Origin of the sequence: Sphingomonas sp. 67-41, assembly GCF_001899725.1 — a bacterium.
GTDB classification, from domain to species: domain Bacteria; phylum Pseudomonadota; class Alphaproteobacteria; order Sphingomonadales; family Sphingomonadaceae; genus Sphingomonas; species Sphingomonas leidyi.
Genome location: NZ_MKWJ01000022.1, coordinates 587,190 through 610,165, shown reverse-complemented (window position 1 = coordinate 610,165; position 22,976 = coordinate 587,190). Strand labels below are relative to the sequence as shown.

At 68.6% G+C, this 22,976-nt stretch carries 25 protein-coding genes and 1 riboswitch; of the genes, 7 read left to right on the top strand and 18 right to left on the bottom strand.

Features of this window, described 5'->3' with window-relative positions:
- Positions 1 to 19: 19 nt before the first annotated feature.
- Positions 20 to 1,474, top strand: a complete 1,455-nt coding sequence (locus tag BGP17_RS13855; RefSeq protein WP_167299977.1) for a S41 family peptidase — start codon at positions 20 to 22, stop codon at positions 1,472 to 1,474.
- Between the two features lie 75 nt (positions 1,475 to 1,549).
- Positions 1,550 to 2,206, top strand: a complete 657-nt coding sequence (locus BGP17_RS13850; RefSeq protein WP_286712405.1) for a DUF6891 domain-containing protein — start codon at positions 1,550 to 1,552, stop codon at positions 2,204 to 2,206.
- 64 nt (positions 2,207 to 2,270) lie between these two features.
- Here BGP17_RS13850 and BGP17_RS13845 read toward each other — a convergent pair whose 3' ends face one another.
- Together BGP17_RS13845 and BGP17_RS13840 are read right to left on the bottom strand one after the other, a co-directional pair.
- The gene (locus tag BGP17_RS13845; RefSeq protein WP_167299461.1) at positions 2,271 to 2,480 is read right to left on the bottom strand and encodes a hypothetical protein; all 210 of its coding nucleotides are present in this window, start codon (positions 2,478 to 2,480) and stop codon (positions 2,271 to 2,273) included.
- Between the two features lie 54 nt (positions 2,481 to 2,534).
- On the bottom strand, positions 2,535 to 2,936 hold the full coding sequence (locus BGP17_RS13840) for a VOC family protein (protein ID WP_167299979.1): 402 nt from the start codon (positions 2,934 to 2,936) through the stop codon (positions 2,535 to 2,537).
- A gap of 251 nt (positions 2,937 to 3,187) precedes the next feature.
- Here BGP17_RS13840 and BGP17_RS13835 point away from each other — a divergent pair, with 251 nt between their 5' ends.
- Both BGP17_RS13835 and BGP17_RS13830 read left to right on the top strand, forming a co-directional pair.
- Positions 3,188 to 4,114, top strand: coding sequence for a hypothetical protein (locus tag BGP17_RS13835; protein WP_167299980.1), 927 nt, complete (start codon positions 3,188 to 3,190; stop codon positions 4,112 to 4,114).
- 8 nt (positions 4,115 to 4,122) lie between these two features.
- Complete coding sequence (locus BGP17_RS13830) at positions 4,123 to 4,446, top strand: hypothetical protein (RefSeq protein WP_286712404.1); 324 nt, start codon at positions 4,123 to 4,125, stop codon at positions 4,444 to 4,446.
- A gap of 107 nt (positions 4,447 to 4,553) precedes the next feature.
- Here BGP17_RS13830 and BGP17_RS13825 read toward each other — a convergent pair whose 3' ends face one another.
- From BGP17_RS13825 to BGP17_RS13800, 6 genes are all read right to left on the bottom strand, one after another.
- On the bottom strand, positions 4,554 to 5,063 hold the full coding sequence (locus tag BGP17_RS13825; RefSeq protein WP_286712403.1) for a Rid family hydrolase: 510 nt from the start codon (positions 5,061 to 5,063) through the stop codon (positions 4,554 to 4,556).
- 109 nt (positions 5,064 to 5,172) lie between these two features.
- Positions 5,173 to 5,538, bottom strand: a complete 366-nt coding sequence (locus BGP17_RS13820) for a hypothetical protein (protein ID WP_167299983.1) — start codon at positions 5,536 to 5,538, stop codon at positions 5,173 to 5,175.
- Between the two features lie 137 nt (positions 5,539 to 5,675).
- On the bottom strand, positions 5,676 to 6,155 hold the full coding sequence (locus BGP17_RS13815) for a DUF1579 domain-containing protein (RefSeq protein WP_286712402.1): 480 nt from the start codon (positions 6,153 to 6,155) through the stop codon (positions 5,676 to 5,678).
- 254 nt (positions 6,156 to 6,409) lie between these two features.
- The gene (gene thiC / locus BGP17_RS13810; RefSeq protein WP_286712401.1) at positions 6,410 to 8,269 is read right to left on the bottom strand and encodes a phosphomethylpyrimidine synthase ThiC; all 1,860 of its coding nucleotides are present in this window, start codon (positions 8,267 to 8,269) and stop codon (positions 6,410 to 6,412) included.
- A gap of 33 nt (positions 8,270 to 8,302) precedes the next feature.
- A riboswitch (TPP riboswitch) is annotated at positions 8,303 to 8,412 on the bottom strand.
- Between the two features lie 36 nt (positions 8,413 to 8,448).
- On the bottom strand, positions 8,449 to 9,297 hold the full coding sequence (locus BGP17_RS13805; protein WP_286712400.1) for a MipA/OmpV family protein: 849 nt from the start codon (positions 9,295 to 9,297) through the stop codon (positions 8,449 to 8,451).
- Positions 9,298 to 9,370: 73 nt separating this feature from the next.
- On the bottom strand, positions 9,371 to 10,111 hold the full coding sequence (locus BGP17_RS13800) for a sterol desaturase family protein (protein WP_286712399.1): 741 nt from the start codon (positions 10,109 to 10,111) through the stop codon (positions 9,371 to 9,373).
- Positions 10,112 to 10,354: 243 nt separating this feature from the next.
- Between BGP17_RS13800 and BGP17_RS13795 the strand changes: the two genes are divergently transcribed.
- Positions 10,355 to 10,693, top strand: a complete 339-nt coding sequence (locus tag BGP17_RS13795; RefSeq protein ID WP_086127851.1) for a P-II family nitrogen regulator — start codon at positions 10,355 to 10,357, stop codon at positions 10,691 to 10,693.
- 26 nt (positions 10,694 to 10,719) lie between these two features.
- Complete coding sequence (locus BGP17_RS13790; protein WP_380925664.1) at positions 10,720 to 12,135, top strand: ammonium transporter; 1,416 nt, start codon at positions 10,720 to 10,722, stop codon at positions 12,133 to 12,135.
- A gap of 99 nt (positions 12,136 to 12,234) precedes the next feature.
- Here the strand turns inward: BGP17_RS13790 and BGP17_RS13785 are convergent, their stop codons facing one another.
- The 8 genes from BGP17_RS13785 to BGP17_RS13750 all read right to left on the bottom strand — a co-directional run bounded on the left by BGP17_RS13785 (position 12,235) and on the right by BGP17_RS13750 (position 18,585).
- The gene (locus tag BGP17_RS13785) at positions 12,235 to 12,426 is read right to left on the bottom strand and encodes a hypothetical protein (protein ID WP_167299989.1); all 192 of its coding nucleotides are present in this window, start codon (positions 12,424 to 12,426) and stop codon (positions 12,235 to 12,237) included.
- Positions 12,426 to 14,003, bottom strand: coding sequence for a GMC family oxidoreductase (locus tag BGP17_RS13780; protein ID WP_167299990.1), 1,578 nt, complete (start codon positions 14,001 to 14,003; stop codon positions 12,426 to 12,428). The genes BGP17_RS13785 and BGP17_RS13780 overlap by 1 nt, the downstream gene beginning before the upstream one ends.
- Positions 13,937 to 14,908, bottom strand: a complete 972-nt coding sequence (locus BGP17_RS13775; protein WP_167299991.1) for a sterol desaturase family protein — start codon at positions 14,906 to 14,908, stop codon at positions 13,937 to 13,939. The genes BGP17_RS13780 and BGP17_RS13775 overlap by 67 nt, the downstream gene beginning before the upstream one ends.
- Positions 14,909 to 14,974: 66 nt before the next feature.
- Positions 14,975 to 15,334, bottom strand: a complete 360-nt coding sequence (locus tag BGP17_RS13770) for a hypothetical protein (RefSeq protein ID WP_286712397.1) — start codon at positions 15,332 to 15,334, stop codon at positions 14,975 to 14,977.
- On the bottom strand, positions 15,331 to 15,765 hold the full coding sequence (locus tag BGP17_RS13765) for a protein tyrosine phosphatase family protein (protein WP_286712396.1): 435 nt from the start codon (positions 15,763 to 15,765) through the stop codon (positions 15,331 to 15,333). Before BGP17_RS13765 ends, BGP17_RS13770 begins: the two co-directional genes overlap by 4 nt.
- Positions 15,762 to 16,250: a hypothetical protein gene (locus tag BGP17_RS13760; RefSeq protein WP_286712395.1), complete on the bottom strand. Its 489-nt coding sequence runs from the start codon at positions 16,248 to 16,250 to the stop codon at positions 15,762 to 15,764. Before BGP17_RS13760 ends, BGP17_RS13765 begins: the two co-directional genes overlap by 4 nt.
- Positions 16,247 to 18,016, bottom strand: a complete 1,770-nt coding sequence (gene recQ, locus BGP17_RS13755) for a DNA helicase RecQ (RefSeq protein ID WP_286712394.1) — start codon at positions 18,014 to 18,016, stop codon at positions 16,247 to 16,249. Before recQ ends, BGP17_RS13760 begins: the two co-directional genes overlap by 4 nt.
- A 38-nt stretch (positions 18,017 to 18,054) precedes the next feature.
- Positions 18,055 to 18,585 carry a hypothetical protein gene (locus tag BGP17_RS13750; RefSeq protein ID WP_286712393.1) on the bottom strand — a complete coding sequence of 177 codons (531 nt, stop codon included), beginning with the start codon at positions 18,583 to 18,585 and terminating at the stop codon, positions 18,055 to 18,057.
- 146 nt (positions 18,586 to 18,731) lie between these two features.
- On the opposite strand from BGP17_RS13750, the gene BGP17_RS13745 reads away from it, so the two are divergent.
- Positions 18,732 to 20,192, top strand: a complete 1,461-nt coding sequence (locus BGP17_RS13745) for a helicase HerA domain-containing protein (RefSeq protein ID WP_286712392.1) — start codon at positions 18,732 to 18,734, stop codon at positions 20,190 to 20,192.
- Here the strand turns inward: BGP17_RS13745 and BGP17_RS13740 are convergent.
- Positions 20,189 to 21,109, bottom strand: a complete 921-nt coding sequence (locus BGP17_RS13740) for an alpha/beta fold hydrolase (protein WP_286712391.1) — start codon at positions 21,107 to 21,109, stop codon at positions 20,189 to 20,191. The genes BGP17_RS13745 and BGP17_RS13740 overlap by 4 nt on opposite strands.
- A 5-nt stretch (positions 21,110 to 21,114) precedes the next feature.
- On the bottom strand, positions 21,115 to 22,941 hold the full coding sequence (locus BGP17_RS13735) for an ABCB family ABC transporter ATP-binding protein/permease (protein WP_243857307.1): 1,827 nt from the start codon (positions 22,939 to 22,941) through the stop codon (positions 21,115 to 21,117).
- Between the last annotated feature and the right edge of the window lie 35 nt (positions 22,942 to 22,976).

Genomic DNA, 22,976 nt, shown 5'->3' with positions numbered 1-22,976 from the left:
ATCGCCGAGGAGACTTTGCATGCGTCGTACCCTGACTGCCCTGATCGCGCTTTCCCTTTCTGCCTGTAGCGGCGGGGGCGGCGGATCGGTCTCGGGCGGCGGCGGATCGACCGGCAGCGTAACTCCGACGCCGACCACGCCCACGCCGACCGCCGCGGGCTGCACGCTGCGGGAGCGCCAGGACTGGGCCGCCGCGCAGCTCAACGAATGGTATCTCTTCCCCGAGACGCTGCCCGCCAGCCTCGACCCCACGCCCTATGCCAGCGTCGGCGCCTATGTCGACGCGCTCACCGCCACTGCGCGGGCCCAGGGGCGCGACCGCTATTTCACCTACGTCACCTCGATCGCCGAGGAGAATGCCTATTATAATTCGGGCTCGAGCGCGGGCTTCGGCTTCCGCCTCTATCTCGACGGCAACCGGCTCTACTCCGCCGAGACGTTCGAGGGCACCAGCGCGCTCACCGCCGGGATCGACCGCGGCACCGAGATTCAGGCGATCGGCACCAGCGCCGCCAACCTGCGCAACGTGAGCGACATCCTCGCCGGCGGCGGCACCGCCGCGCTGACCGACGCGCTCGGCCCCAACACCGCCGGCACCAGCCGCACCATGCGCGTGAACGACGCCGCCGGCGGCACCCGCGTGGTGACCATCGCGAAGACCGACTATGCGCTCGCTCCGGTCTCCTCGCGCTATGGCGCCAAGATCATCGACGATGGCGGCCACCGCGTCGGCTATGTCAACCTGCGCACCTTCATCAACACCGCCGATTCGCCGCTGCGCGCCGCCTTCGCCCAGTTCCGCGCCGCCGGCGTGACCGAAGTGATCGTCGATGTGCGCTACAATGGCGGCGGGCTCGTCTCGATCGCCGAACTGATGGGCAACCTGATGGGCGCGAACCGGGCGACTTCGGACGTGTTCGACTATATGACCTTCCGTCCGAGCAAGTCGGCGGAGAACAGCACCGCCTATTTCGCTCCCCAGACCCAGTCGATCGCGCCGACCCGGGTCGCCTTTATCGGCACGTCCAGCACCGCATCGGCCAGCGAGCTCATCGTCGCCGGCATGCTGCCCTATCTCGGCACCAACCTCGCGCTGGTCGGCACCAACACCTATGGCAAGCCGGTGGGCCAGATCGCCATCGACAAGACCGCCTGCGACGACCGGTTCCGCATCATCGCCTTCGCCTTGCAGAATCGCGATCACCAGGGCGCCTATTTCACCGGGCTTGCCGGTACGGTGCGGGCAAGCTGCCGCGCATCGGACGACATCGCCTATCCCATGGGCGATCCGCGCGAAGCGTCGACTCGCGCCGCACTCGACTTCATCCAGGGCAAGAGCTGCACCCCGATCAGCGCCGTGACCGCCACCGCCGCCGCGAGGAGCGCCACCGAGACGGGCAGCGCGGCGGCCCATGAACTGCTCGCGCCTGCCCAGCCGAGCGTGCCGCAGCGCGACGTGCCGGGCATGTTCTGATCCGTTTTTGCGGCACGCGGCATAGGCGCGGGGCCCCGGGGTTGCTATCTTCCCCTCCCGACGATGGAGGAAGCAATGAAGTCGCTGTTCGGCCGCCTGTTCGGCAAGCGTGCCGCGCCGCAGCCGGAGGCCGCGCTGGCACCCCCGGCAACGCCGCTGGCCGAGAAGACCGAATGGGTGCGCGACCAGATCCGCCGCGACGTGGCGAGCGGCTTCTATGACGAGGACGCGATCCTGACCAACGCGTCCGACGCCTTTGCCGACGACCTGTCTCCCGACGAACTGCGCCCGCTCGCGCAGAAGCTGCTTCGCCAGGCGCTGGCCGAGCAGCGCGCCGTCGAGCGGCTCTGGCCCGACGAGACCGATTGCGACCGGCTCGACGCCGCCTTCGCCGCGCTGGAGGAGAGCGGCGTGATCGCCCGCCAGAACTTCAGCTGCTGCGGCAATTGCGGCGCGACCGAGATCTGGGACGAGGTGCGCGGGGCAGAGGATGCCGGGGGGCCGGCACGCGGCTATGCCTTCTACCATATGCAGGACACCGAAAGCGCCGTGGACGGCGGCGGGCTGTATCTCAACTATGGTGCCTGCGACGAGGGCGAGGATGCGGCGCTGGCGGTCGCGCGCGCGATCGTCGCCGAGCTCGAGGCGCATGGACTGGAGACTCGCTGGGACGGCAGCTGGGACCAGCGCATCGGCGTGGCGCTCGACTGGAAGCGCCGCCGGGGCATCTGAGCGGCCGATCCGGCACAGGCGCCGTCCGGATGGCGCCGGGGCACCCACCGGGATCGCGGGATTGTCAGACCTGGGGCGGCGGAAGCGCCCTTTGGGTTCGCCTGGCGCGCACGATCGGCGGAATCGCGAGCAGGATCGCCGCGACTATCCCCCCGGCCGCGAGCAGCCCGAGCGGGGTGGCGCGCGCCTCCGCCTCCATCACGAAGCGATCGCCGACGCGGAGCGTGGTGCGGGCGGTCTGCGGCGCGAGCAGGGGGTGCGATTCATTGTCCATGCGCGGGGGCTCCTTTCGGACGGACACGCTAGCATCGATGGACCGCCGCCGTCTTCAGCGTGGAGCGAATGCGATCAGGTCCCAGCGATTGCCGTAGAGATCCTCGAACACCGCGACCTTGCCATAGGGCTGCTCGGCCGGCGGCCGGACGAAGCGAACCCCGGCCGCGGCGAAGGCGGCATGGTCGCGCTCGAAATCGTCGGTGGCGAGGAACAGGAAGACCCGGCCCGCGGCCTGGTTGCCGATCGCGGCCTCCTGTTCCGGCGAGGCGGCGCGAGCGAGCAGGATGGTGGTGGCCCCTTCCGGCGCGCCGGGCGGGCGGATCGTGACCCAGCGCTTGTCCTGCTCGGGCTGGTAGCTGTCCTCGACCAGCGTGAAGCCCAGCGTGCCGACATAGAAGGCGAGCGCCTCGTCATAGTCGCGGACGATGAGGGCGATATGCGCGAGTTGGGACACCTTGCCTCCGGATCATATCAGGTGGCGGCCGTTTGGACGCACCCGCCGAAGAGGCTGTTACCCAAAATGGACTATTCTTCCAGGGTATTTGATTGCCTGAACCCGAATACGGTGATTATCTATCGCCTCCATGCGTCGAGTCGTTGACGAATTGCAACGAAACTCCGCGTGATAACTCGGGTCCGCCAATAATATTCTTCGACAGTTCGCGGGTCGCATGACGCAAATTCTTCTACTGGGGAGAATCGATCATGCTACGCATTGAAGTGGATATGTTCTCGGGCCGGCCCAATCCGGTCTGGATGATCACGGAGGAAGAGGCAGCCAGGAAGCTGCTCGGTGCCGCCCGTGAAATGCGCGCGGCGGTGACCAAGACCGGCGCGGGATATAACGGGCTCGGCTTCCGCGAGGTTCGCGTCGAGAATATCCTCGACGACGTCCGGGCGCCGCGCGGGCTCCCGCAGAAATTCGCGGTGGGGCCGACGGGAAAGGAGAATCTCGATGCCGCGGGCGAGCTTGCGCGCCTGCTCATCGAGACCATGCCGCTCCGCTCCGAGGTCCGGCTGGTCGAGCACGCCGTGACGCCGCTCGACGAGAAGCTGCGCGAGACTGCGCTGGAATGGATGCAGGTGACGGCGCGCCTGATGCGGAAACCGCCGGGACCCCCGCCTCCGCCCCCGCCTCCGAGCAACCCGCTCATCACCACCATTCCCGACAGCAAGTGCAGCCAGTGCCAATATGAGGTCAGCCAGTATAATCCCGCCTTCTGGAACAATCCGGCGACCCAGCCCTACAATAACTGCTACAATTACGCGCGGAACTGGCGCACCAACACCTTTGCCCAGCCGGGCCGGGCGCATGGCGCGGGAACGTCCATCATGGCCTGCAACACGGTGACGGCGGCTGCGATGGCGGATGGCCTCAAGAAGCGGTGCAACTGTCTGCCGCAAAGCGAATATCCCCGCCGCCTGATGGCGCTGGTGATCGCGCCGGGCTATGACTATCACTGGTATCGCCATCAGCGCGGCGGCTTCTGGGGTCACAAGCCAGGCAGCACGGCAGCACGCAACTATGACAGCAACGGCGTGCTGATCACCGATCCGCAGACCTGCGCGCGAGGGCCGTACACCAATTTCTGCGACTTCTTCTATGCAGGCAAATCGGTGGTGATCAACTGAACCAGGTGATGCGCGTCGAGCTCGATGTCTTCAGTGGCCGGCCCAATCCGGTCTGGCAGCTCGACGCGCAAGCCGCCGCCGCCCTGGTCGCGCTGCACGATGTCCTTGCAGCAGGCACGGCCTGGGAAGCGCCCCCGGCGCTCGGCTATCGCGGATTCCTCTATACGATCCGATCGGATGGCTGCCGCGCCCATCACGGCGCAGTGCGGACGGCGCAGACGATCCTTGCCGACCCCGGTTACAGCATCGAACGCTTCCTCATCGCCCGGCTGCCGCACGACTGGATCGGCCTGGTGCCCATGATCGAAGGCACGTTGCGGCCGCGGGAATGACGGGGGATATGCGCGCCCGATCCAGGTCGGGGCCGCATATTCGTTTCCGCCATCCCCGCGCAGGCGGGATCACGCCGGAAAATCAGAGACTTGTCCGGGTTCTCAACCTAGCGCTTCACCGCGACGATCTTGATCTCCGTCAGCCCCTTGTCGGGCAGCAGGCGGTCGACGTCGATCGCGGTCCAGGCGGGATAGGGCGCATGGACATAGCGATGCTTGACTCGCTTCATCGCCGCGATCTGGGGCAGGATGTCGGTATGGAAGCTGGTGATGTCCACCACATCGTCCCAGCTCGCTCCGGCACGCTTCAACGTCGCCTCGATCCTGCGGAACGCGCGGTCGAACGCGGCATCGAGATCGGTCTCGCCCGGCGCGAGCCCCACGACCACGCCCGAAAGATAGATGGTGTTGCCGGCCACCACCGCCTCGGCATAGCCCCAATCCTCCTGCGCGGCCCTGGCGCCGGAATTCTCCGGCATGATCACGGTCATCGCGCCGCGCTGGGCCTGCGCGGCGGCAGGCAGGCAGGCCAGCACCGTCGCGACCAGCCCCATGGCGCGGCGCCCTCCCCCCCGCTTCGCCGCGCCGCCGATGTTCCGCTTCGTGCCCCGTGCCATTGTCTGCCTCCACCCTGTATCGCCGCTGCCTCGCTCTCGCGGCCCGGCCGGGCGGCAGCCTGCACCGGCGCCCGCTCCGACGCCAGCGCGCCGTCGCCGGGGCGGGCGATCACCAGATCTCGACCACGGCCTCGAACGGCGCACCACCGCCGCGGCTATGATCGGCACGGAAGCGCAGGCGCACGGGCACGATGCTCTCGCCGCGATATTCGGGCAGGACCTCCAGACTGTCGATCAGGTCCTGCTCGGCGAAGCGGCCGAGCATGCCGATGAAGTGCCGGCGCGCCGCCTCCGCCGCGGGCGAAAGATAGCCGATATCGTCCGGACCGCCCGGGAAGGGGCGGATCGCAACCAGTTGCCCCTCGCGTACGAGCCGGCGCGCCATCGCATCGGTGGTCACCGCGGAGAAATCCGGGGTGCGCGCGATCCGCTCCTGCGCCACGGCGGCGGGGGCGAGCCCGCCGAAGAGGAGCAATGCTCCAGCCCATCGTTTCCCGCCGCGCGCCATGCCCTCTCCCCGATGCGAATGCCCGGGGGAATAGCGCCCAATGCATCGGGAATGGACGCAGGCTCATCCGTTCCGGAGATGATTCCGCCGGGGCGGGGATCGGATCAGGCGCGGGTGAAGTCCATCGTCCAGTTGGTCTCCCAGCTTGCCCCGCCGTCCGGCGACAGGGCCTGCTCCCAGCGCGGGGCATCGCCGTCGGTCCCCAGCCAGAGGAACCGCAGGCGCACGGAGCGGCCGTCCAGCAGGTCGTCCGCGTAGAAGCTGCCCACGCCATGCTCGAACCGGCCGATCACCGGCACGTCGAGCCTGTGGGGGGCGCGGCCGTCGAGCCACCAGATCGCCCAGCTGGCGCTCGCCGGATCATAGGAGCGCAGCGCCACGGCACGATAGCTCCCACCGGGCAGATGGAGCAGATTGTCCTCGACATTGCCGTTGCCGCCGAGCAGCGGGCGCTGCTCGCTGGTGCCGGCGAATTCCTCCCACTCGGAGCAACCCGCCAGCCGGGCCTTGAGCCGGCGATGCCGGACGTTCCAGCGCCCCTGCTGGAAATCGAAATCGCGGCAAGGCTCGACGGGATCGGACATGCGTGGCTCCAGCTTGGAAGAGCCCGGAAGTTCCCAATATGTTCCGATCGAGTCAAGGCCCCGCGGCGTATCCCCGAGATAGGTCTCCAGCCTGTTGCGGAGCCAACCGGTCCAGGGGCCACGGATCGGGCGCGAAGGCGGCGGGCGCCATCAGCCCGACAGGGAGATCGCCGCGCGTGGCGCAGCGCCACTTGCCGAGCGGCTGCTCGGCAGGCGGCGGCCTGCGCCGACCGAACCGGCCCGTTTGCGCTGCCTCAATCGTGCTCGCGGTCGCCCTGGCCCATGTAAAGCTCGCGGCCGGTCTCGTGGTAGAGCTGCGACATCGCGGCCATGCCCGCTTCGGCGTCCTCGGCCGCAAGGAAACCCTGGACCGGGGCATTCTGCTTCGCGGCAAAGTCGCGCACTTCCTGGGTGATCTTCATCGAGCAGAATTTGGGGCCGCACATCGAGCAGAAATGGGCGGTCTTGGCGCCTTCGGCCGGCAGCGTCTGATCGTGATACCGTTCGGCCGTGTCGGGATCGAGCGACAGGTTGAACTGGTCGCGCCAGCGGAACTCGAAGCGGGCGCGGCTCAGCGCATCGTCGCGGACCTTGGCGGCCGGATGGCCCTTGGCAAGGTCGGCGGCATGGGCGGCGAGCTTGTAGGTGACGACGCCGACCTTGACGTCGTCGCGGTCCGGCAGGCCCAGATGCTCCTTGGGCGTGACGTAGCAGAGCATCGCGGTGCCGTACCAGCCGATCATCGCGGCGCCGATGCCGCTGGTGATATGGTCGTAACCGGGCGCGATGTCGGTGGTGAGCGGCCCGAGCGTGTAGAAGGGCGCCTCGCCGCAGCTCTCCAGCTGCTTGTCCATATTCTCCTTGATCTTGTGCATCGGCACATGGCCGGGGCCCTCGATCATCACCTGCACGTCCTGCGCCCAGGCGCGCTTCGTCAGCTCGCCCAGCGTGTAGAGCTCGGCGAATTGCGCCTCGTCGTTCGCATCGGCGATGCTGCCGGGGCGCAGGCCGTCGCCGAGCGAATAGGCGATGTCATACGCCTTCATGATCTCGGTGATCTCGTCGAACTTCTCGTAGAGGAAGCTCTCCTTGTGGTGCGCCAGGCACCATTTCGCCATGATCGAGCCGCCGCGGCTGACGATGCCGGTGACGCGCTTCGCGGTGAGCGGCACATAGGGCAGGCGGACGCCGGCATGGATGGTGAAATAGTCGACGCCCTGCTCGGCCTGCTCGATCAGCGTGTCGCGGAAGATCTCCCAGGTGAGGTCCTCGGCGATGCCGCCGACCTTCTCCAGCGCCTGGTAGATCGGCACGGTGCCGACCGGCACCGGCGCGTTGCGCAGGATCCATTCGCGCGTGTCGTGGATGTTGCGTCCGGTCGACAGGTCCATGATCGTGTCGGCGCCCCAGCGGATCGCCCAGACCATCTTGTCGACTTCCTGCGCCACGTTCGAGGCGACGGCGGAGTTGCCGATATTGGCGTTGATCTTGACCAGGAAGTTGCGGCCGATCGCCATCGGCTCCGATTCCGGGTGGTTGATGTTGTTGGGGATGATCGCGCGGCCACGGGCGACCTCGTCGCGGACGAACTCGGGGGTCACGTAATCGGGGATCGCGGCGCCCCAGCTCTGGCCGTCGCGGGCATATTCCTTGAGTCGCTCGCGGCCGAGATTCTCGCGCTCGGCGACATATTCCATCTCGGGCGTGACGATGCCGCGCCGGGCATAGTGCATCTGCGAGACGTTCATGCCCGGCTTGGCCCGCAGCACCTGCTTGCGGACGTTCGGGAAGGGCTGGACGCCGCCCGAGCGATCGGGGCCGAGCTGGCCGTTGTCCTCGGGGCGGACCTCGCGCTGCGGCACTTCCACGACGTCGCCGCGCGCGCGGATCCAGTCGCGGCGGAGCTCGGGCAGGCCGGCCATGATATCGATACGGGCGTCGGGATCGGTATAGGGACCCGAGGTGTCGTAGACGCGGACCGGCGGCTCGCCCGAACTCGGCTCGAGATGGATCTCGCGCATCGCGACCTTCAGCGGGCCGACATGGATCTTCTTCGAGCCGCGGATCGCGCCGGTGGTGACGGCGAGTTCGGTCTTGGCGGGGATGTCGGCCATTCGTCTTCTCCATGGCGGGAGAGGACGGTCTTCGGGTAAAGGCCGCTCCCTCCCTACGCCGGTCTCAACCGGATCAGGTTCAGCGGGTCGAAGGCTGCAGCCTTCCTCTCAAGCGCGCATCAGCGCTCCCCCGGGGATGGCCGGACTCTTAGGCGCTCGGGCGCGCCAGGTCCAGCGGCTCAGAAACTATAGGCGAGACCGGCCGCGCCCAGCCACTGGCCGCGCGCTCCGGCGGTGCGGACGATCGGCGAATCGCCGAAATCGCCGATCAGCCTGCGATAGGTGCCGCCCGCGAAGAGCTGGAGGCCGTGCGTCAGGTCGCCGTTGAGCGACACCGCGCCGCCCAGGCCCGCGGTCCAGTCCTTCCAGCCGCCCCTGGGGTTCCACACGGCCAGGCCGCTGGCGGCCGAGCCGGCCGGGGTCACGCCGAAATAGGTGGTGGCATAGCCCTTCTCCACCCGTGTCGCAGAGAGGAACAGCCCGACCATCGCCTTGCGGCTGAGCGGGGTCATGTAGGTGATCGACGGGTTGAACACGCCCGCCCTGGACACGCCGGCCACGTCATGGCGATAGGAAGCGCGAAAGGCGATCCGGTCGTAATCGCTGGTGAACACCCCGGTCTTGGCGACGCCGACAAAACCGCCGACCTCGATCGCCGCGTCGAGCTTGCCCAGCGCCCGGATCCGCGGATCCGCGATGGCCCCGATGCTGGTGCGATTGAAATTGACGTTGACCGTGGGACCGGCCTGGAAATCGAGGCCGCTGGCCGAGCGATCGGGGATCAGGTCGATGCTCAGCCGGGTGCCCGCGAGTTCGAAGCCGAACCCCGAAAGCTTGCCGATGGCGAACGGCACGGGCGCGAAGCGATAGTCGTTCGAGCCTTCGTAATCGGGCAGCACCGCCGCGCCGACGCCGATCATCGCGAAATCGCCCTTCGCGCGCGGGGCGGGCGGCGCCTCGTCCTGCGCGGCGGCGGGGACGGCGACGAGACACAGCGCCGCGAAGGGCGCGACAGAGTGGATACGCATGAACTGGGTTTCCCGAATGTTGCAGCTGCGAAACGCAGCCTGCGCAAACCCGGTTCCTGCGATCGGCAGCGAATCAGGACCGGTTGGGGCCTTCGGGCGGCACGAAGCCGCCGAGCCCGGCATCGGTGCCGCACAGCCGGTCCCAATGGCGGAAATAGAGGCCGAAATTGCAGTGATAGCGCTCATGGTGGCGCTGGTGATGGCTGGCGGTGATCAGCCAGGCACCGAGCGGCCCGCGCCAGACCCAGCGCGGCCAGACCTCCCAGCCCATATGGTTGGTGACGCCCATCACCGTCATGATCGCCAGCACCAGCCCCAATGCGCCGACATGGATGGGGATCAGGAAGACGAGGCCGGGAATCACCACCGCGCCAGTGATCGCCTCGAACGGATGGAAACTCATCGCCGCCCAGGCGGTGGGCGGGCGACTGGCGTGATGGACGATATGCATGCGGCGGAAGAGCGCCGGCCGGTGCATCCAGCGGTGCGTCCAGTAGAACCAGGCATCGTGCGCGAGCAGATAGAGCAGCACCGCGACGGGGAGATACCAGAGCGGGAAGGCATGGACATCGGCATAGATCCGCGTCCAGCCGCGATGGGCCCAGCCCCAGGCGACGATGCCGGCCGGCACGCCATAGATCGCCGCGGAGGCGAGGCTCCAGCCGATCTCGCGGCGGATCTGGCGATCGAGCCCGCGATACAGGCCGGGATGCCGCAGCCGGGTCGCCAGCGCGAAGCCCCCGCTCGCCAGCAGATAGCGGACGCCGACGATCGCCGTCATCGCAAGCGCGGAGAGGAAGATGGCAAGCGTCACCACGCCGCCATAGCCGATCCCGCACGGCGCCGCATCCGGCGACGCCCGCGCGCCGGCCCGCGGGATCGAACCGGCCTCGCAACAAATTCTGCCCGTTTTTTGGGCACCCTTTCGCATCTGCACAAAAATCTACCGCAGCGTAACATTTGATTGCGCGGGAATCGCACGGAATCGCGCGATTCTTGCCTCTGGCACGCCCCTTGCTCCTGCATCCCCCGGGATAACCGCCAACTAGGGGGCGACATGAAACTCATCATCGCCATCATAAAACCGTTCAAGCTGGACGAGGTCCGCGAGGCGCTCACGGGCGTGGGAGTCGCGGGCATGACCGTGTCGGAGGTCAAGGGGTTCGGCCGCCAGAAGGGCCAGACCGAAATCTACCGCGGCGCGGAATACAGCACCAACATGGTGCCCAAGATCAAGATCGAGGTCGTGGTGGGCGCCGACCTGGCCGACCGCGCCGTCGAAGCGATCCAGGCCGCCGCCAGCACCGGCGCGATCGGCGATGGCAAGATTTTCGTCCTCGATGTCGGCCAGGCCGTGCGCATCCGCACGGGCGAGACCGACGAGACGGCGTTGTGAAGATGGGGGTCCAGATGAAACTAGCGATGAAGATTGCCGCGGGAGCGGGGCTCGGCGCCCTGTTCGCCGCCCCATTTTTCTTTGGGCCGGCGCTGGCACAGGCGCCTGCCGCCGCGCCGGTCGTGCCGACCGACGCGATGGTCAACAAGGGCGACGTCAGCTGGATGCTGGTCTCCGCCGCGCTGGTGCTGATGATGTCGGTGCCGGGCCTGGCGCTCTTCTATGGCGGCCTGGTGCGCACCAAGAACATGCTCTCGGTACTGATGCAGGTGCTCACCATCGTCTGCGTCGCCGGGCTGCTCTGGGTCACCATCGGCTATTCGATGGCCTTCACCAATGGCGGCGCGCTCAACCTGTTCGTCGGCGGCTTCTCCAAGGCGCTGATGAAGGGCGTCGACGCCAACACCTTCGCCGCGACCTTCTCGAACGGCGTCTATCTGCCCGAGACGACCTTCGTCGTCTTCCAGATGACCTTCGCGATGATCACGCCCGCGCTGATCGTCGGCGCCTTTGCCGAGCGGGTGAAGTTCACGCCGCTGATCCTCTTCGTCGTCGCCTGGTCGATCCTGGTCTATTATCCGATGGCGCACATGGTCTGGTACTGGCCGGGCCCGGACTTCACCGCCGGCCTGCCCGACGACCATGGCTATCTGTGGGGCAAGGGCGCGCTCGACTTTGCGGGCGGCACCGTGGTGCACATCAATGCGGGCATCGCCGGCCTGGTCGGCTGCCTCGTGATCGGCAAGCGCGCGGGCTACAAGAGCGAGCCGATGCCGCCGCATTCGCTGACCATGACGATGATCGGCGCCTCGCTGCTCTGGGTGGGCTGGTTCGGCTTCAACGCCGGCTCCAACCTCGAGGCCAACAAGTTCGCCTCGCTCGCCTTCATCAACACCATGGTCGCCACCGCCGCGGCGGGCGCGATGTGGGCGATCATCGAGCAGGTGGTGCACGGCAAGCCGTCGCTGCTGGGCGCCGCGTCGGGCGTGGTCGCCGGCCTGGTCGCCATCACCCCGGCGGCGGGCTTCGCCGCACCGATGACGTCGGTGGTGCTCGGCGCGGTCGCCTCGGTCGGCTGTTTCTTCTTCGTCACCACGGTGAAGAACGCGCTGAAATATGACGACACGCTCGACGTGTTCGGCGTGCACTGCATCGGCGGCATCATCGGCGCGATCGGCACCGGCGTGGTCGCCGATCCGGCGCTGGGCGGCCAGGGCTTCATGGACTTCACCGTGATCCCGGCAGTGGCCGGCAAGTACGACATGGCCAGCCAGCTCTGGGTGCAGACCCAGGGCGTGCTGACCACGCTGGCTCTTTCGGGCGGCGTGTCGCTGGTGCTGTTCCTGCTGCTCAAGTTCACGATCGGCATCCGCCCGAGCAAGGAAGTCGAGGTCGAGGGCCTGGACATCAATGCCCATGGCGAGCGCGCCTACAACTACTGACGAGATCGGGCGCCGCGCGCATCTCTCCTGCGCGCGGCGCCCAACCGAGGTTCCTCCTGCGGACGACTTGGGCCGGTGGTCTCGACCATCGGCCCTTTTTTACCGGCTGTTTCGCGGCAATTCGATCCTGGCGGTGAACGAACCGATCGGCGTCGAGAGGACAAGCAACATGCAGAGCGTGGCCAGCACTGCCATGGGATAGTTGCGACGGCGCACATCGCGGATCGCCTGTCCTGCGCAGAAGACGGCCATGAGGAGCACAGTCCAGAAGAGCCGCTCCGACGGCTCCATCAGCCCAGATCCTCCTCGATGAACCGGGCGCAGCGCTCGCCGATCACGATGGTCGGCGCGTTGGTGTTGCCGCCGATCAGGCGCGGCATGATCGAGGCATCGGCGATGTAGAGCCCCTCCACCCCGCGCAGCTTGAGCCGCGGCGTCACCACCGCGCCTTCGTCCGAGCCCATGCGGGCGGTGCCGACGGGGTGGTAGATCGTGTCCGCCCGCGCGCGGATCAGCCGCTCGAGCGCGGCATCGTCGGCCAGGTCGATCGGATAGCGGTCGCGGCCCTTATACTGGGCCAGCTGCGGCGCCTCGAGGATGCGGTACATCATCCGCACGCCCTGCTTGAGCCGTTCCAGGTCGCGCGGGTCGCCGAGGAAATCGGGATCGATCAGCGGCGCCACGCGCGGGTCGAGCGATTGGAGGCGAACGGTGCCGCGGCTCTCGGGCCGCAGCACGCAGGCATGGCAGCTGAAGCCGTGCCCCTGCACCGGCGTACGGCCATGATCCTCGACGATCGCGATCAGGAAATGGAGCTGGATGTCGGGCCGCGCCAGCGCCGGATCGCTGCGGAGAAAGGCGCCGGCCTCGGCATAGGGGCTCGTCATGCCGCCCTTGCGCGTGAGCATCCAGCGCGCCATCGATCCCAGCGACTTCAACGTGCCCATGCCCGAGCGGCCGAGGAAATAGCTGCCCGGCGTCTCGAACGCGGCGACATAGTCGAGATGGTCCTGGAGATTGCCGCCCACCGCCGGCCGGTCGATCCGCACCGACAGACCCATCTCGCGCAGATGCTCGCCCGGGCCGATGCCGGAGAGCATCAGCAGCTGCGGCGTCTGGAAGGCGCCGGCGGCGAGCACCACCGCCCGGCGCGCCCGGATCTCGCGCGCCACGCCGTCGCGCTGATAGGCGACGCCCCAGACCCGGCCGTCCTCGAACAGCACGCGCTCCACGCTGGCCTCGGTGATGATCTCGAGGCTCTCGCGACGCTCGAGATAGGCGCGCGCGGCGGTCCAGCGCTCGCCGCTGCGCTGCGTCACCTGATAGAGGCCGGCGCCCGACTGGTGCGCGCCGTTGAAATCGTCGTTGCGCGGGATCTGCAGCGCGCCCGCGGCCTCGACGAACGCCTCGCTGCCGCCATGGGCATAGAGCTGGTCGCTCACCCAGAGCGGGCCGCTGTCGCCGTGGAAGGCATCGGCGCCGCGGACATTGCGTTCGGAGCGGCGGAACCAGGGAAGCATCTCGTCCCAGCCCCAGCCGGGGCAGCCGAGATCGCGCCACTCGTCATAGTCCCTGGCATGGCCGCGGACATAGAGCATCGCGTTGATCGCGCTCGACCCGCCCAGCCCCTTGCCCCGGGGCTGATAGCCGCGCCGGCCGTTCAGCCCGCGCTGCGGCACCGTCTCGAACGCCCAGTTGGTCGCCGGCCCCTGGAACGGCAGCATGCCGGGCATGCGCGTCTTGATGCCGGTGTTGCGGCCACCGGCCTCCAGCACCGCGACGCTGTACTTGCCGCCTTCGCTCAGGCGGCCTGCGACGGCGCTCCCGCCCGATCCTCCACCGATGACGACGATGTCGGCTGCTTCCACGCGATCCCCCGCTGCTCTCGCGCCTCCCAGCGCGCCTTGATGGTCTCGGATGTATCGCGGCTGCCGTCATGGCTCCAGCCCGGCGGCGCGATCATGTACAGGATTCGGGACTTCAGGTCCGGCGCGGCCCACACGTCCTTCGCGATGCCCACCCATTCGTGGAAGGCGGCCCAGAACAGGTTGAAGCTGCCAAGATCCTTGACGATGCCGTAGCGCGGGCGCTCGTCGTCGCGCTCCGCCTCGAACGTGCCGAGCAGCCTGTCCCAGACGATGAAGACGCCGGCATAGTTCCTGTCGAGATAGCGCGGATTGGTGGCGTGATGCACGCGGTGGTGCGACGGGGTGTTCATCACCGCCTCGAACCAGCGCGGCATCCGGCCGATCGTCTCGGTATGGATCCAGAACTGGTAGATCAGGTTCAGCCCGGCGCAGAAGAAGATCATCAGCGGATGGAAGCCGATCAGGAACAGCGGCAGGCGGAACAGGAAGCTCAGGCTGACAAAGCCGGTCCAGGTCTGCCGCAGCGCGGTCGACAGATTATAGTGCTGGCTGGAATGGTGGATGACGTGGCTCGCCCAGAACCAGCGGACGCGGTGCCCGGTGCGGTGCGCGAAATAATAAGCGAGATCGTCGAGCACGAAGGCGACCGGGAACCAATACCAGGCGAAGCCGATGGTGAAGAAGCGGAACTGGTAGACCCACATCGAAATGGCGAAGACCAGCCCGGCGGTGAGCGCGCTGGATACCGTGCTGCCGAAGCCGAGCAACAGCGAGGTGAGCGTGTCGCGGGGGCAATAGCGCTGCCGGTCGCGCGTCCGGGCGATCAGCATCTCGACGACGATCAGCGCCACGAAACCGGGGATGGCATAGTTCACCGGATCGAAGAGCAGGGGCATCTCGGGCATCGGCCTTGCTTACCGCAATGTCAGTAGCGAGTCACGCCGCGCTGCGGCATCGGCGCGCGCATCGGATCATAGCGCCGTCACGCCCTTGAGCACCACCGTGCCGAAGCGCGCATCGCCGCTGTCGATCGCAAGGCCCCCGGATGCCGGCGCGCTGACGAACGGCGCCCGCAGGTGCCGCGCCGCGATGCGCGCGCCATGGACCTTGAGCAGCGCCGCATCGGCCGCGCCGCCGTGCACCAGCGCGGCCCTGCCGTCGCTGCCGAGCGCCACCGCGCCGCCCTCGAAGCCGGAGATCATCGCTTCGGCGGCCGCGCGCGCTTCCTCGGCGCTGCCGATGCGCGCGCCGCCGAGCCCGAGCAGCCGGGCAAGCAGCGCGAGCACCAGCACGGCGACGATCGAGCCGCCGAAGATGGCGAGCTTGCTCACGCCCGGCCGGAAAGCTGGTCCAGCAACGGGCGGATGCCCGATATGTCATAGCCGGCCTGGGCTGCCTTGGCGGTGATCTCGGCCGGATCGCCGCCGCGCGCCGCCTCGGCCAGCGCCCAGAGGTTGCACGAGCGCGTGCCCGAGCGGCAATAGGCGAGCACCGGCCCCTTGGCCTCCGCCAACGCCACGGCCATCGCCTCGACCTGGGCGGAGGAGAAGCCGGCATGGGTGACCGGAATCGCGGCATAGCCGAGCCCGGCCGCCTCGGCGGCGGCGCGGATCGCCTCGCCCTCGGGCTGGCCCATCTCCTCTTCGTCGGGGCGATTGTTGATCACATAGGAAAAGCCCTGTTCGGCGAGGAGGGCGATGTCCTCGGGCGCGATCTGGGGGGCGACCGAGATGCTGTCGTCGACGCGGCGCGGGCTGGTCATTGATTCTCCACTTTCCGGGTTTCCGTGATCGGCTGGTTGGCGGCCCAGGCGGCGATCCGGCGCTCGGCCGCGGTGATGCCCTTGAGCACCTCCTCGGTGGCGGGATTCTGGCAGCCCATGTCATAGGTCAGGCTGGCATCGTCCCAGCGGACCGTTCCGTAAAATTGATCGGTGATGCGGTCGCCGCAGTCGAGCTCGCTCTCTGCCTGCGCCTCGCCCAGGGCGAGCAGCCCGCGGATCTCGGCGAAGCCGGCGCTGCCGGCGGAGAAGCGCCGCGTCACCAGCCGCTCGGGCTTGTACGCATCGGGCTCGGCCAGGGTGTAGGTGCCCTTGCCCGCCCCGTCGATCGTCCAGCGCGAGACCAGGTGGCCCCAGCTGTTGCGGTCCATCGCGATGATCGAAGGCACGGGCATGGTCGGGACCCGCGCGCGCTGCGGCGCGCAGGCGGCGAGCAGGACCAGGGTGGCGAGCAGGATCGTCCTCATGCAGCCTCGCGGATCACTTGCAGAAAGGCGTCACCATAAGCATCGAGCTTGCGCGCGCCAACGCCCGATATGTTGCCCATCGCGGCGATACTGTCGGGCTTGAGCATGGCCATGTCGCGCAGCACCGAATCGTGAAAGATCACATAGGGCGGCAGGCCGGTCTCCTGGGCGATCTCGCGGCGCTTGGCCCGCAGCGCCTCGAACAGCGGATTGCCGACGGGATTGGGGGCGCCCGACTTGCTGCCGCGCCGCCGGCGCTCGCGCTTGGGCGGAAGCACCAGCGCCACCGTGGCGCCACCCTTGAGAATCGAACGCGCCTCCGGCCCGAATTCGAGCCCGCCATGATCGTTGGCGCGCAGCGCGTCGCGCAGCAGCAGGGCGCGGGCGACCGGCTTGATCAGCGCCGCCTCCTCGCCATCGACGATGCCGAAGACGGAGAGAGTCTCGTGCCCGTTCGTCAGGCTGCGCTCGCTCGACTGGCCCAGCAGGATGCTCTCGATATAGCCGGTGCCGAACATCATGCCGGTGCGGAACACCGCCGAGAGGAATTTCTGCGCCGTCACCGTGGCGTCGATCGCGGCGGGCGGGCTCAGGCAATTGTCGCAATTGCCGCACTGCTCCGCCGGCTCCTCGCCGAAATGGCGGAGCAGGATGCGGCGCCGGCAGGTCGCGGTCTCGACCAGCGCGCCAAGCGCCGTCAGCCGGGCGCGCTCGCCGGGCTGGCGCTGGGGCTCGACTTCGCCGATTCGCTGGCGCGCACGGGCGAAATCGTCGGCGCCCCAGAAGAGGTGCGCCACTGCCGGATCGCCGTCGCGGCCCGCGCGGCCCGTCTCCTGATAATAGGCCTCGATCGACTTGGGCAGGCCGGCATGGGCGACGAAGCGCACGTCCGGCTTGTCGATCCCCATGCCGAAGGCGACGGTGGCGACGATCACCATCTCCTCCGACGCGACGAACGCCGCCTGGTTGCGGCGGCGGACCGCGGGATCGAGCCCGGCATGATAGGGCAGCACCGGCCGGCCGGTCTCGGCGGCGAGCTTCTCGGCCAGCTTCTCCACGCCGGCGCGGGTCTGGGCATAGACGATGCCGGGGCCGGGCGTCTCGGCGATCAGGTCGATCACCTGGCGGGTCGTGTTCTCGCGCGGGGTGATCGCGTAGCGGATATTGGGCCGGTCGAAGCCGGCGACGATCAGCCCCTCCTGCGGCAGCCCGAGCTGCTCGAGGATGTCGGCGCGGGTATGCGCGTCCGCGGTGGCGGTGAGCGCGAGGCGCGGCACGTCGGGAAAGCGATCGAGCAGCGGGCGGAGCAGGCGATAATCCGGGCGGAAATCATGCCCCCATTCGGAGACGCAATGCGCCTCGTCGATCGCGAACAGCGACAGCTTCGCCTGCCCCAGCAGGTTGCGAAAGCCTTCGCCCGAGGCGCGCTCGGGCGCGACATAGAGCAAGTCGAGCTGGCCCGCGCGGAAGCGCTCGATCGTCTCGGCGCGATTCTCGTCCACCGAAGTGAGCGTGGCGGCGCGGATGCCGACCGCCTCGGCGGCGCGCAGCTGGTCGTGCATCAGCGCGATCAGCGGCGATACGACGACGCAGGTGCCCTCGAGCATCACCGCGGGCAGCTGATAGGTGAGCGACTTGCCCGCCCCGGTAGGCATCACCGCAAGGGTGCGCCGGCCGGCCAGGACACGATCCACCACATCCGCCTGGACGCCGCGAAAACTGTCGAAGCCGAAGACGCGGCGGAGGGTTTCGATCGCGGGAGCCATCGCGCCCGGTTAGCGGGGGACGACCGGCGAAGTCGAGGCTATTTGCAGGGAACGCCGTCCTCGGGCTTCCAGTCGACCAGTTCGAAGGCGCTGACCTCGATGGCGGCAATCGCATAGGGCCAATGCTCGATCCCGGGCTTGCCGGGCATCACCAGGCACACATCGGTCGGCCCGTTGCCGCCCTTCGCCCAGATCCGCGCGCGATAGAGCAGCGCCTGCCGATAGCCGTTGTGAACGATCAGCAGCGCATGGCCGGCGCCCGGCACCTGCAGGAAACGGAAGCGGAGCTTGCCGGGATCCGGCACCGGCATGGGCGGGAGGCCGGCATCGTTCGGCAGCGGCGCCGCCTCGGGCACAGGCGCCTTGGGCGGCGTCAGGCCCGCGAACTCGCGGCCGACCGCGACCTCGAACGGCGTCGGCGTGGCGGGTGCCCGCCGGACCTCGCCGGGCGCCCGCCCGTCGAACGAAAAGGCGGCTTCCTCGCCGGGCGCGAGCTTCACCGCCTGGGCCTGCGCGGTCGCCGGCAGCAGCAATGCGGCGATGAACGCCCCCGAAGCCCGTGTTCGCATGTCCATCGCCTCCCCGTCGCCCGGCGACTATCCGCGACGCGGCGCGACACGGCAAGCGCGGCCCGGCGCCGCGAACGCATACCGCCCACAGCTTTTCGGCGAACCGAGCTTCCCCCCGCCACCGCCATCGGCCAAAGCGTCCGGCGATGACGGTGCGCGTGGACATGGGGATGGACGGCAAGGGTGATGCCGTCGCCATGGATCTCGAGGAGCTGCTGGCGACGCGATTGCTCGTCCAGGGCAATTCGGGGTCGGGCAAGTCGCACCTGCTGCGCCGGCTGCTCGAGCGGAGCGCCGGCCATGTCCAGCAAGTGGTGATCGACCCCGAGGGCGACTTCGTCACGCTCGGCGACAAATACGGCCATATCGCCATCGAGGCGGCCGACTATTCGGAACGCGAGATCGCGCGCTTCGCCACGCGGATTCGGGAGCACAGGGCTTCGGTGGTGCTCAGCCTGGAGGGGCTGGAAGCCGAGGGGCAGATGAAATGCGCCGCCGCTTTCCTGAATGCGCTGTTCGATGCGCCGCGCGACCATTGGTATCCGGCGCTGGTGGTGGTGGACGAGGCCCAGCTGTTCGCGCCTTCGGGAGGCGGCGAAGTGGCAGAGGAGGTGCGCCGCGCCTCGCTCTCGGCGATGACCAACCTGATGTGCCGCGGGCGCAAGCGCGGCCTGGCGGGCGTGATCGCCACCCAGCGCCTTGCCAAGCTGGCCAAGAACGTGGCGGCCGAGGCTTCCAATTTCCTGATGGGCCGCACCTTCCTCGACATCGACATGGCGCGCGCCGCCGATCTGCTCGGCATGGAGCGCCGCCAGGCCGAGGCGATCCGCGATCTCGCGCGCGGCCATTTCCTCGCGCTCGGCCCCGCCGTGTCGCGCCGGCCGATCTCGGTGCAGATCGGCGCGGTGGAGACCAGCGCGCGCAGCGGCAGCCCCAAGCTGACTCCGCTGCCCGAGGCACCCTCGGCGGAACTTAAGGACCTGCTGCTCGCCCCCGCCGAGCCCGAATGGACGCCCCCTGCCCCGCCGGCGCCGGTGCAGGCGCCCCAGCTCGCCTCGGACCGGCTGCTCGAAGCGCTTGCCCGTTCGGCGCCCGCGCGCGAGGAAATCCCCGACGTCGATCCCGAGGAAGCCGCCGCCAAGATCGCCGACGTGCTGCGCGACATCGTCACCGATACGGAGAGCGCCTATCGCTCGCCTTCCGTGCTCTATCAGGATTTCCTGGTGCGCTGCCGGATGGTCGGCCTTGCCCGGCCGCCGCTCGATCTTTCCGCCTTCGTCCGCCGGCTCTCGGCTGCGCGCGCCGGCATCCATGGCGATCCGGACGCGGATTGGGCCCAGGCGCTGGACGCGGCACGCGCCTTGCCCGACGACATGCTGGGCCCGTTCCTGCTCGTCGCCCGCGCGGCACGCGAAGGGGCACCCTGTCCGAGCGACACCGAGATCGCCGCCACCTATGGCACCAGCTCGCTCGGCCGCGTGCGCCGGCTGCTGCAATATATCGAGAGCCGCGAGCTGTTCGTGACCCGCACGGACCTTTCGGGCAAGCGCTCGATCACGATACCGCGGCTCGGCTGGACCACCCAGCCGGCGGAGATCGGCGGCTAGAGCCTGCGCAGCCAGGCCTCGGTGGCGTCGACATGCGTCACCGGCAGCATATGGCCGCCATCGAGATATTCGACGTTGCCGTTCCGCACGGCGCCGGCGGTCCTGCCGCCATGCAGCTCGGGATCGAGCAGCGCATCCTGCCGGCCGTAGAGGATCGAAACCGGCACCGCGATCTCGCCATAGCGCGGCGCCTGGGCCTGCATCGCGGCGGGCCCCATCTCGATCTCGTAACAGCCCATCTGGAAGCTGCGCGGCCGGATGGCGAGCGCGCCGCCGGCCCGAATCGCGAAATCCCCGGGGACCGGATCGGGCGCGAACACCGCGGCCGTCTTCGCCTTGCCGGTGCGCATCGAGAGCGGCACCGCGATCGTCCAGGCGATCAGCGGGCGAAGCAAGGCCGGCACCTGCAGCCCGGCGAGTGGCGCCGGCGGCACATCGATCGGCTGCGTATAGGGCGCGATCAACCCGAGGCCGCGCACCGCATCGGGGTGCCGCAGCGCCAGCGCCAGGCTCACCGCGCCGCCCATCGAATGGCCCACGAGGAGGGGCTTCTCCAGCCCCAGCGCCCGGATCGCGGCAGCGACGGCATCGGCCTGGCCCGGAATGTCGAGCCGCGACCCGGTGAGCGTGGAATAGCCCCAGCCGGGGCGGTCCATCACGATCACGCGGCGGTCCGCGGCCAGCCGGCCGGCCAGCGCATAGGTGAAGACGCGCAGCTGGCTCATGATGCCGTGGATCATCACGATGGCGGGTGCATCGGCAGGGCCCGTCTCGACATAATGGATCCGCGCGCCCGGCACCTCGACGTGCCTGCCGTCCATCGGCACCCAGCGCTCGACGCCGCGCGAGACATAGGCCGACCAGAGGACGAGCGCGCCGACCACCACTGCCAGCGCCACCAGGAACCAGAGCATCATCCCTCCTATTCGGCGGGGACTTCCTCTCCGCCCTCGGCCGCGCGCTCCTGCGCCTGCCGCGCCCACATCTCGGCATAGAGACCGTTCTTGCGCAAGAGCCGGGCGTGCGTGCCCTGCTCGGCGACGCGGCCGGCCTCCAGCACGATGATCCGGTCGGCATGCACCACCGTCGAGAGCCGATGGGCAATGACGATGGTCGTGCGGCCATGCTCGATCGCCTCCAGCGTCGCCTGGATGTCCGCCTCGGTCCGGCTGTCGAGCGCGCTCGTGGCTTCGTCGAGGATCAGGATCGGCGGATCCTTGACCAGCGTCCGCGCGATGGCGACGCGCTGCTTCTCGCCGCCCGAAAGCTTGAGCCCGCGCTCGCCGACCCGGGTATCGAAACCCGCGGGCAGCGACTGGATGAAGCCGGCGATCGCCGCCCCCCGCGCCGCCGCCGCGATCTCGTCGTCGCTCGCGCCTTCGCGGCCATAGGCGATGTTGTAGCCGATCGTGTCGTTGAAGAGCACCGTGTCCTGCGGGACGATGCCGATGCTGCCGCGCAGCGATGCCTGGGTCACGTCGCGTATGTCCCAATCGTCGATGGTGATGCGGCCGCCGGTGACGTCGTAGAAGCGGTACATCAGCCGCGCCAGCGTCGACTTGCCCGCACCCGAGGGGCCGACCACCGCGACGGTGGCGCCGGCCGGAATGTCGAGATCGATGCCCTTCAATATCTCGCGGTCGGGGTCATAGCCGAAATGCACGTCCTCGAAACGGACATGGCCGCGAGTGACGACGAGCGTCGCGGCGTTCGGCGCATCGCGAACCTCGGCATGCGCGTCGAGCAGGTCGAACATGCTCCCCATGTCGATCACCCCCTGGCGGATGGTGCGATAGACCCAGCCGAGCATGTCGAGCGGGCGGAACAGCTGCGACAGCAGCGTCGAGACCAGCACCACGTCGCCCGCGGTGAACTTGCCGCTGCTCCAGCCGAACACCACCAGCGCCATGCCCGCGCCGAGCATGAAGTTGGTGATCAGCGCCTGGCCGATGTTGAGCCAGGCAAGGCTGTTCTCGCTGGTGGTCGCCGCGCGGGCATAGGCAGTGACGGCATTCTCGTAGCGCCGCGCCTCGCGTGCCTCGGCGTTGAAATATTTCACCGTCTCGAAATTGAGCAGCGAATCGACCGCGTGCGCGACGGCACCGGTATCGAGGTCGTTCATCTTCTCGCGCAGCTTGGAGCGCCAGTCGGTTACCCAGCGCGTGAAGGCGATGTAGAGCACCACCATCGCCAGGGTGCCGGCAACCAGCCAGGCCCCGTAGCGCGTCCAGAAGATGCCCAGGACGAGCGCGAGCTCGAGAATCGTCGGGGCAATGTTGAACAGCAGGAAATAGAGCATCGTATCGATGCTCTTGGTGCCGCGTTCGACCACCTTGGTGATCGCGCCGGTGCGGCGCTCGAGATGGAAGCGCAGCGAAAGCTGGTGGAGGTGGCGGAACACATCGGCCGCCAGGCGGCGGGTGGCGTCCTGCCCTACCTTCTCGAACACGGCGTTGCGCAGATTGTCGAAGAGGACGGTGCCGAAGCGCGCAGCGGCATAGCCGGCGACCAGCGCCACGACGAGCCACACCGCATCGCGCGACCCGCCCGCCATCCGATCGATCGCGCCCTGCAGCGCGAAGGGCGCGCCATAGACCTGGACCAGCTTGGACAGGACCACCAGGCCGAGCGCGACGACGATGCGCACGCGCAACCCCGGCGCATCCTTGGGCCACAGATAGGGGAGGAAACGCCGCAGCGTCGCGAGCATCGGGCGCTCGCCGGCGGGTGCATCGGGATTGGAAGCCATCGCCGCCAAATCTGGGACGCTCGGCGCCGGGATGC

Excerpts from the sequence above, each read along its gene's own strand:
- BGP17_RS13785 (WP_167299989.1), bottom strand. The coding sequence starts at position 12,426 with ATGGAGCCGTCGGAGCGGCTCTTCTGGACTGTGCTCCTCATGGCCGTC.
- BGP17_RS13750 (WP_286712393.1), bottom strand. The coding sequence starts at position 18,585 with ATGCGAACACGGGCTTCGGGGGCGTTCATCGCCGCATTGCTGCTGCCG.
- BGP17_RS13830 (WP_286712404.1), top strand. The coding sequence starts at position 4,123 with ATGCGCGTCGAGCTCGATGTCTTCAGTGGCCGGCCCAATCCGGTCTGG.
- BGP17_RS13735 (WP_243857307.1), bottom strand. The coding sequence starts at position 22,941 with ATGGCTTCCAATCCCGATGCACCCGCCGGCGAGCGCCCGATGCTCGCG.
- BGP17_RS13835 (WP_167299980.1), top strand. The coding sequence starts at position 3,188 with ATGCTACGCATTGAAGTGGATATGTTCTCGGGCCGGCCCAATCCGGTC.
- BGP17_RS13740 (WP_286712391.1), bottom strand. The coding sequence starts at position 21,109 with ATGATGCTCTGGTTCCTGGTGGCGCTGGCAGTGGTGGTCGGCGCGCTC.
- BGP17_RS13795 (WP_086127851.1), top strand. The coding sequence starts at position 10,355 with ATGAAACTCATCATCGCCATCATAAAACCGTTCAAGCTGGACGAGGTC.
- BGP17_RS13760 (WP_286712395.1), bottom strand. The coding sequence starts at position 16,250 with ATGAGGACGATCCTGCTCGCCACCCTGGTCCTGCTCGCCGCCTGCGCG.
- BGP17_RS13825 (WP_286712403.1), bottom strand. The coding sequence starts at position 5,063 with ATGGCACGGGGCACGAAGCGGAACATCGGCGGCGCGGCGAAGCGGGGG.
- thiC (WP_286712401.1), bottom strand. The coding sequence starts at position 8,269 with ATGGCCGACATCCCCGCCAAGACCGAACTCGCCGTCACCACCGGCGCG.
- BGP17_RS13765 (WP_286712396.1), bottom strand. The coding sequence starts at position 15,765 with ATGACCAGCCCGCGCCGCGTCGACGACAGCATCTCGGTCGCCCCCCAG.
- BGP17_RS13745 (WP_286712392.1), top strand. The coding sequence starts at position 18,732 with ATGACGGTGCGCGTGGACATGGGGATGGACGGCAAGGGTGATGCCGTC.
- BGP17_RS13815 (WP_286712402.1), bottom strand. The coding sequence starts at position 6,155 with ATGTCCGATCCCGTCGAGCCTTGCCGCGATTTCGATTTCCAGCAGGGG.
- BGP17_RS13850 (WP_286712405.1), top strand. The coding sequence starts at position 1,550 with ATGAAGTCGCTGTTCGGCCGCCTGTTCGGCAAGCGTGCCGCGCCGCAG.
- BGP17_RS13855 (WP_167299977.1), top strand. The coding sequence starts at position 20 with ATGCGTCGTACCCTGACTGCCCTGATCGCGCTTTCCCTTTCTGCCTGT.
- BGP17_RS13805 (WP_286712400.1), bottom strand. The coding sequence starts at position 9,297 with ATGCGTATCCACTCTGTCGCGCCCTTCGCGGCGCTGTGTCTCGTCGCC.
- BGP17_RS13775 (WP_167299991.1), bottom strand. The coding sequence starts at position 14,908 with ATGCCCGAGATGCCCCTGCTCTTCGATCCGGTGAACTATGCCATCCCC.
- recQ (WP_286712394.1), bottom strand. The coding sequence starts at position 18,016 with ATGGCTCCCGCGATCGAAACCCTCCGCCGCGTCTTCGGCTTCGACAGT.
- BGP17_RS13845 (WP_167299461.1), bottom strand. The coding sequence starts at position 2,480 with ATGGACAATGAATCGCACCCCCTGCTCGCGCCGCAGACCGCCCGCACC.
- BGP17_RS13790 (WP_380925664.1), top strand. The coding sequence starts at position 10,720 with ATGAAGATTGCCGCGGGAGCGGGGCTCGGCGCCCTGTTCGCCGCCCCA.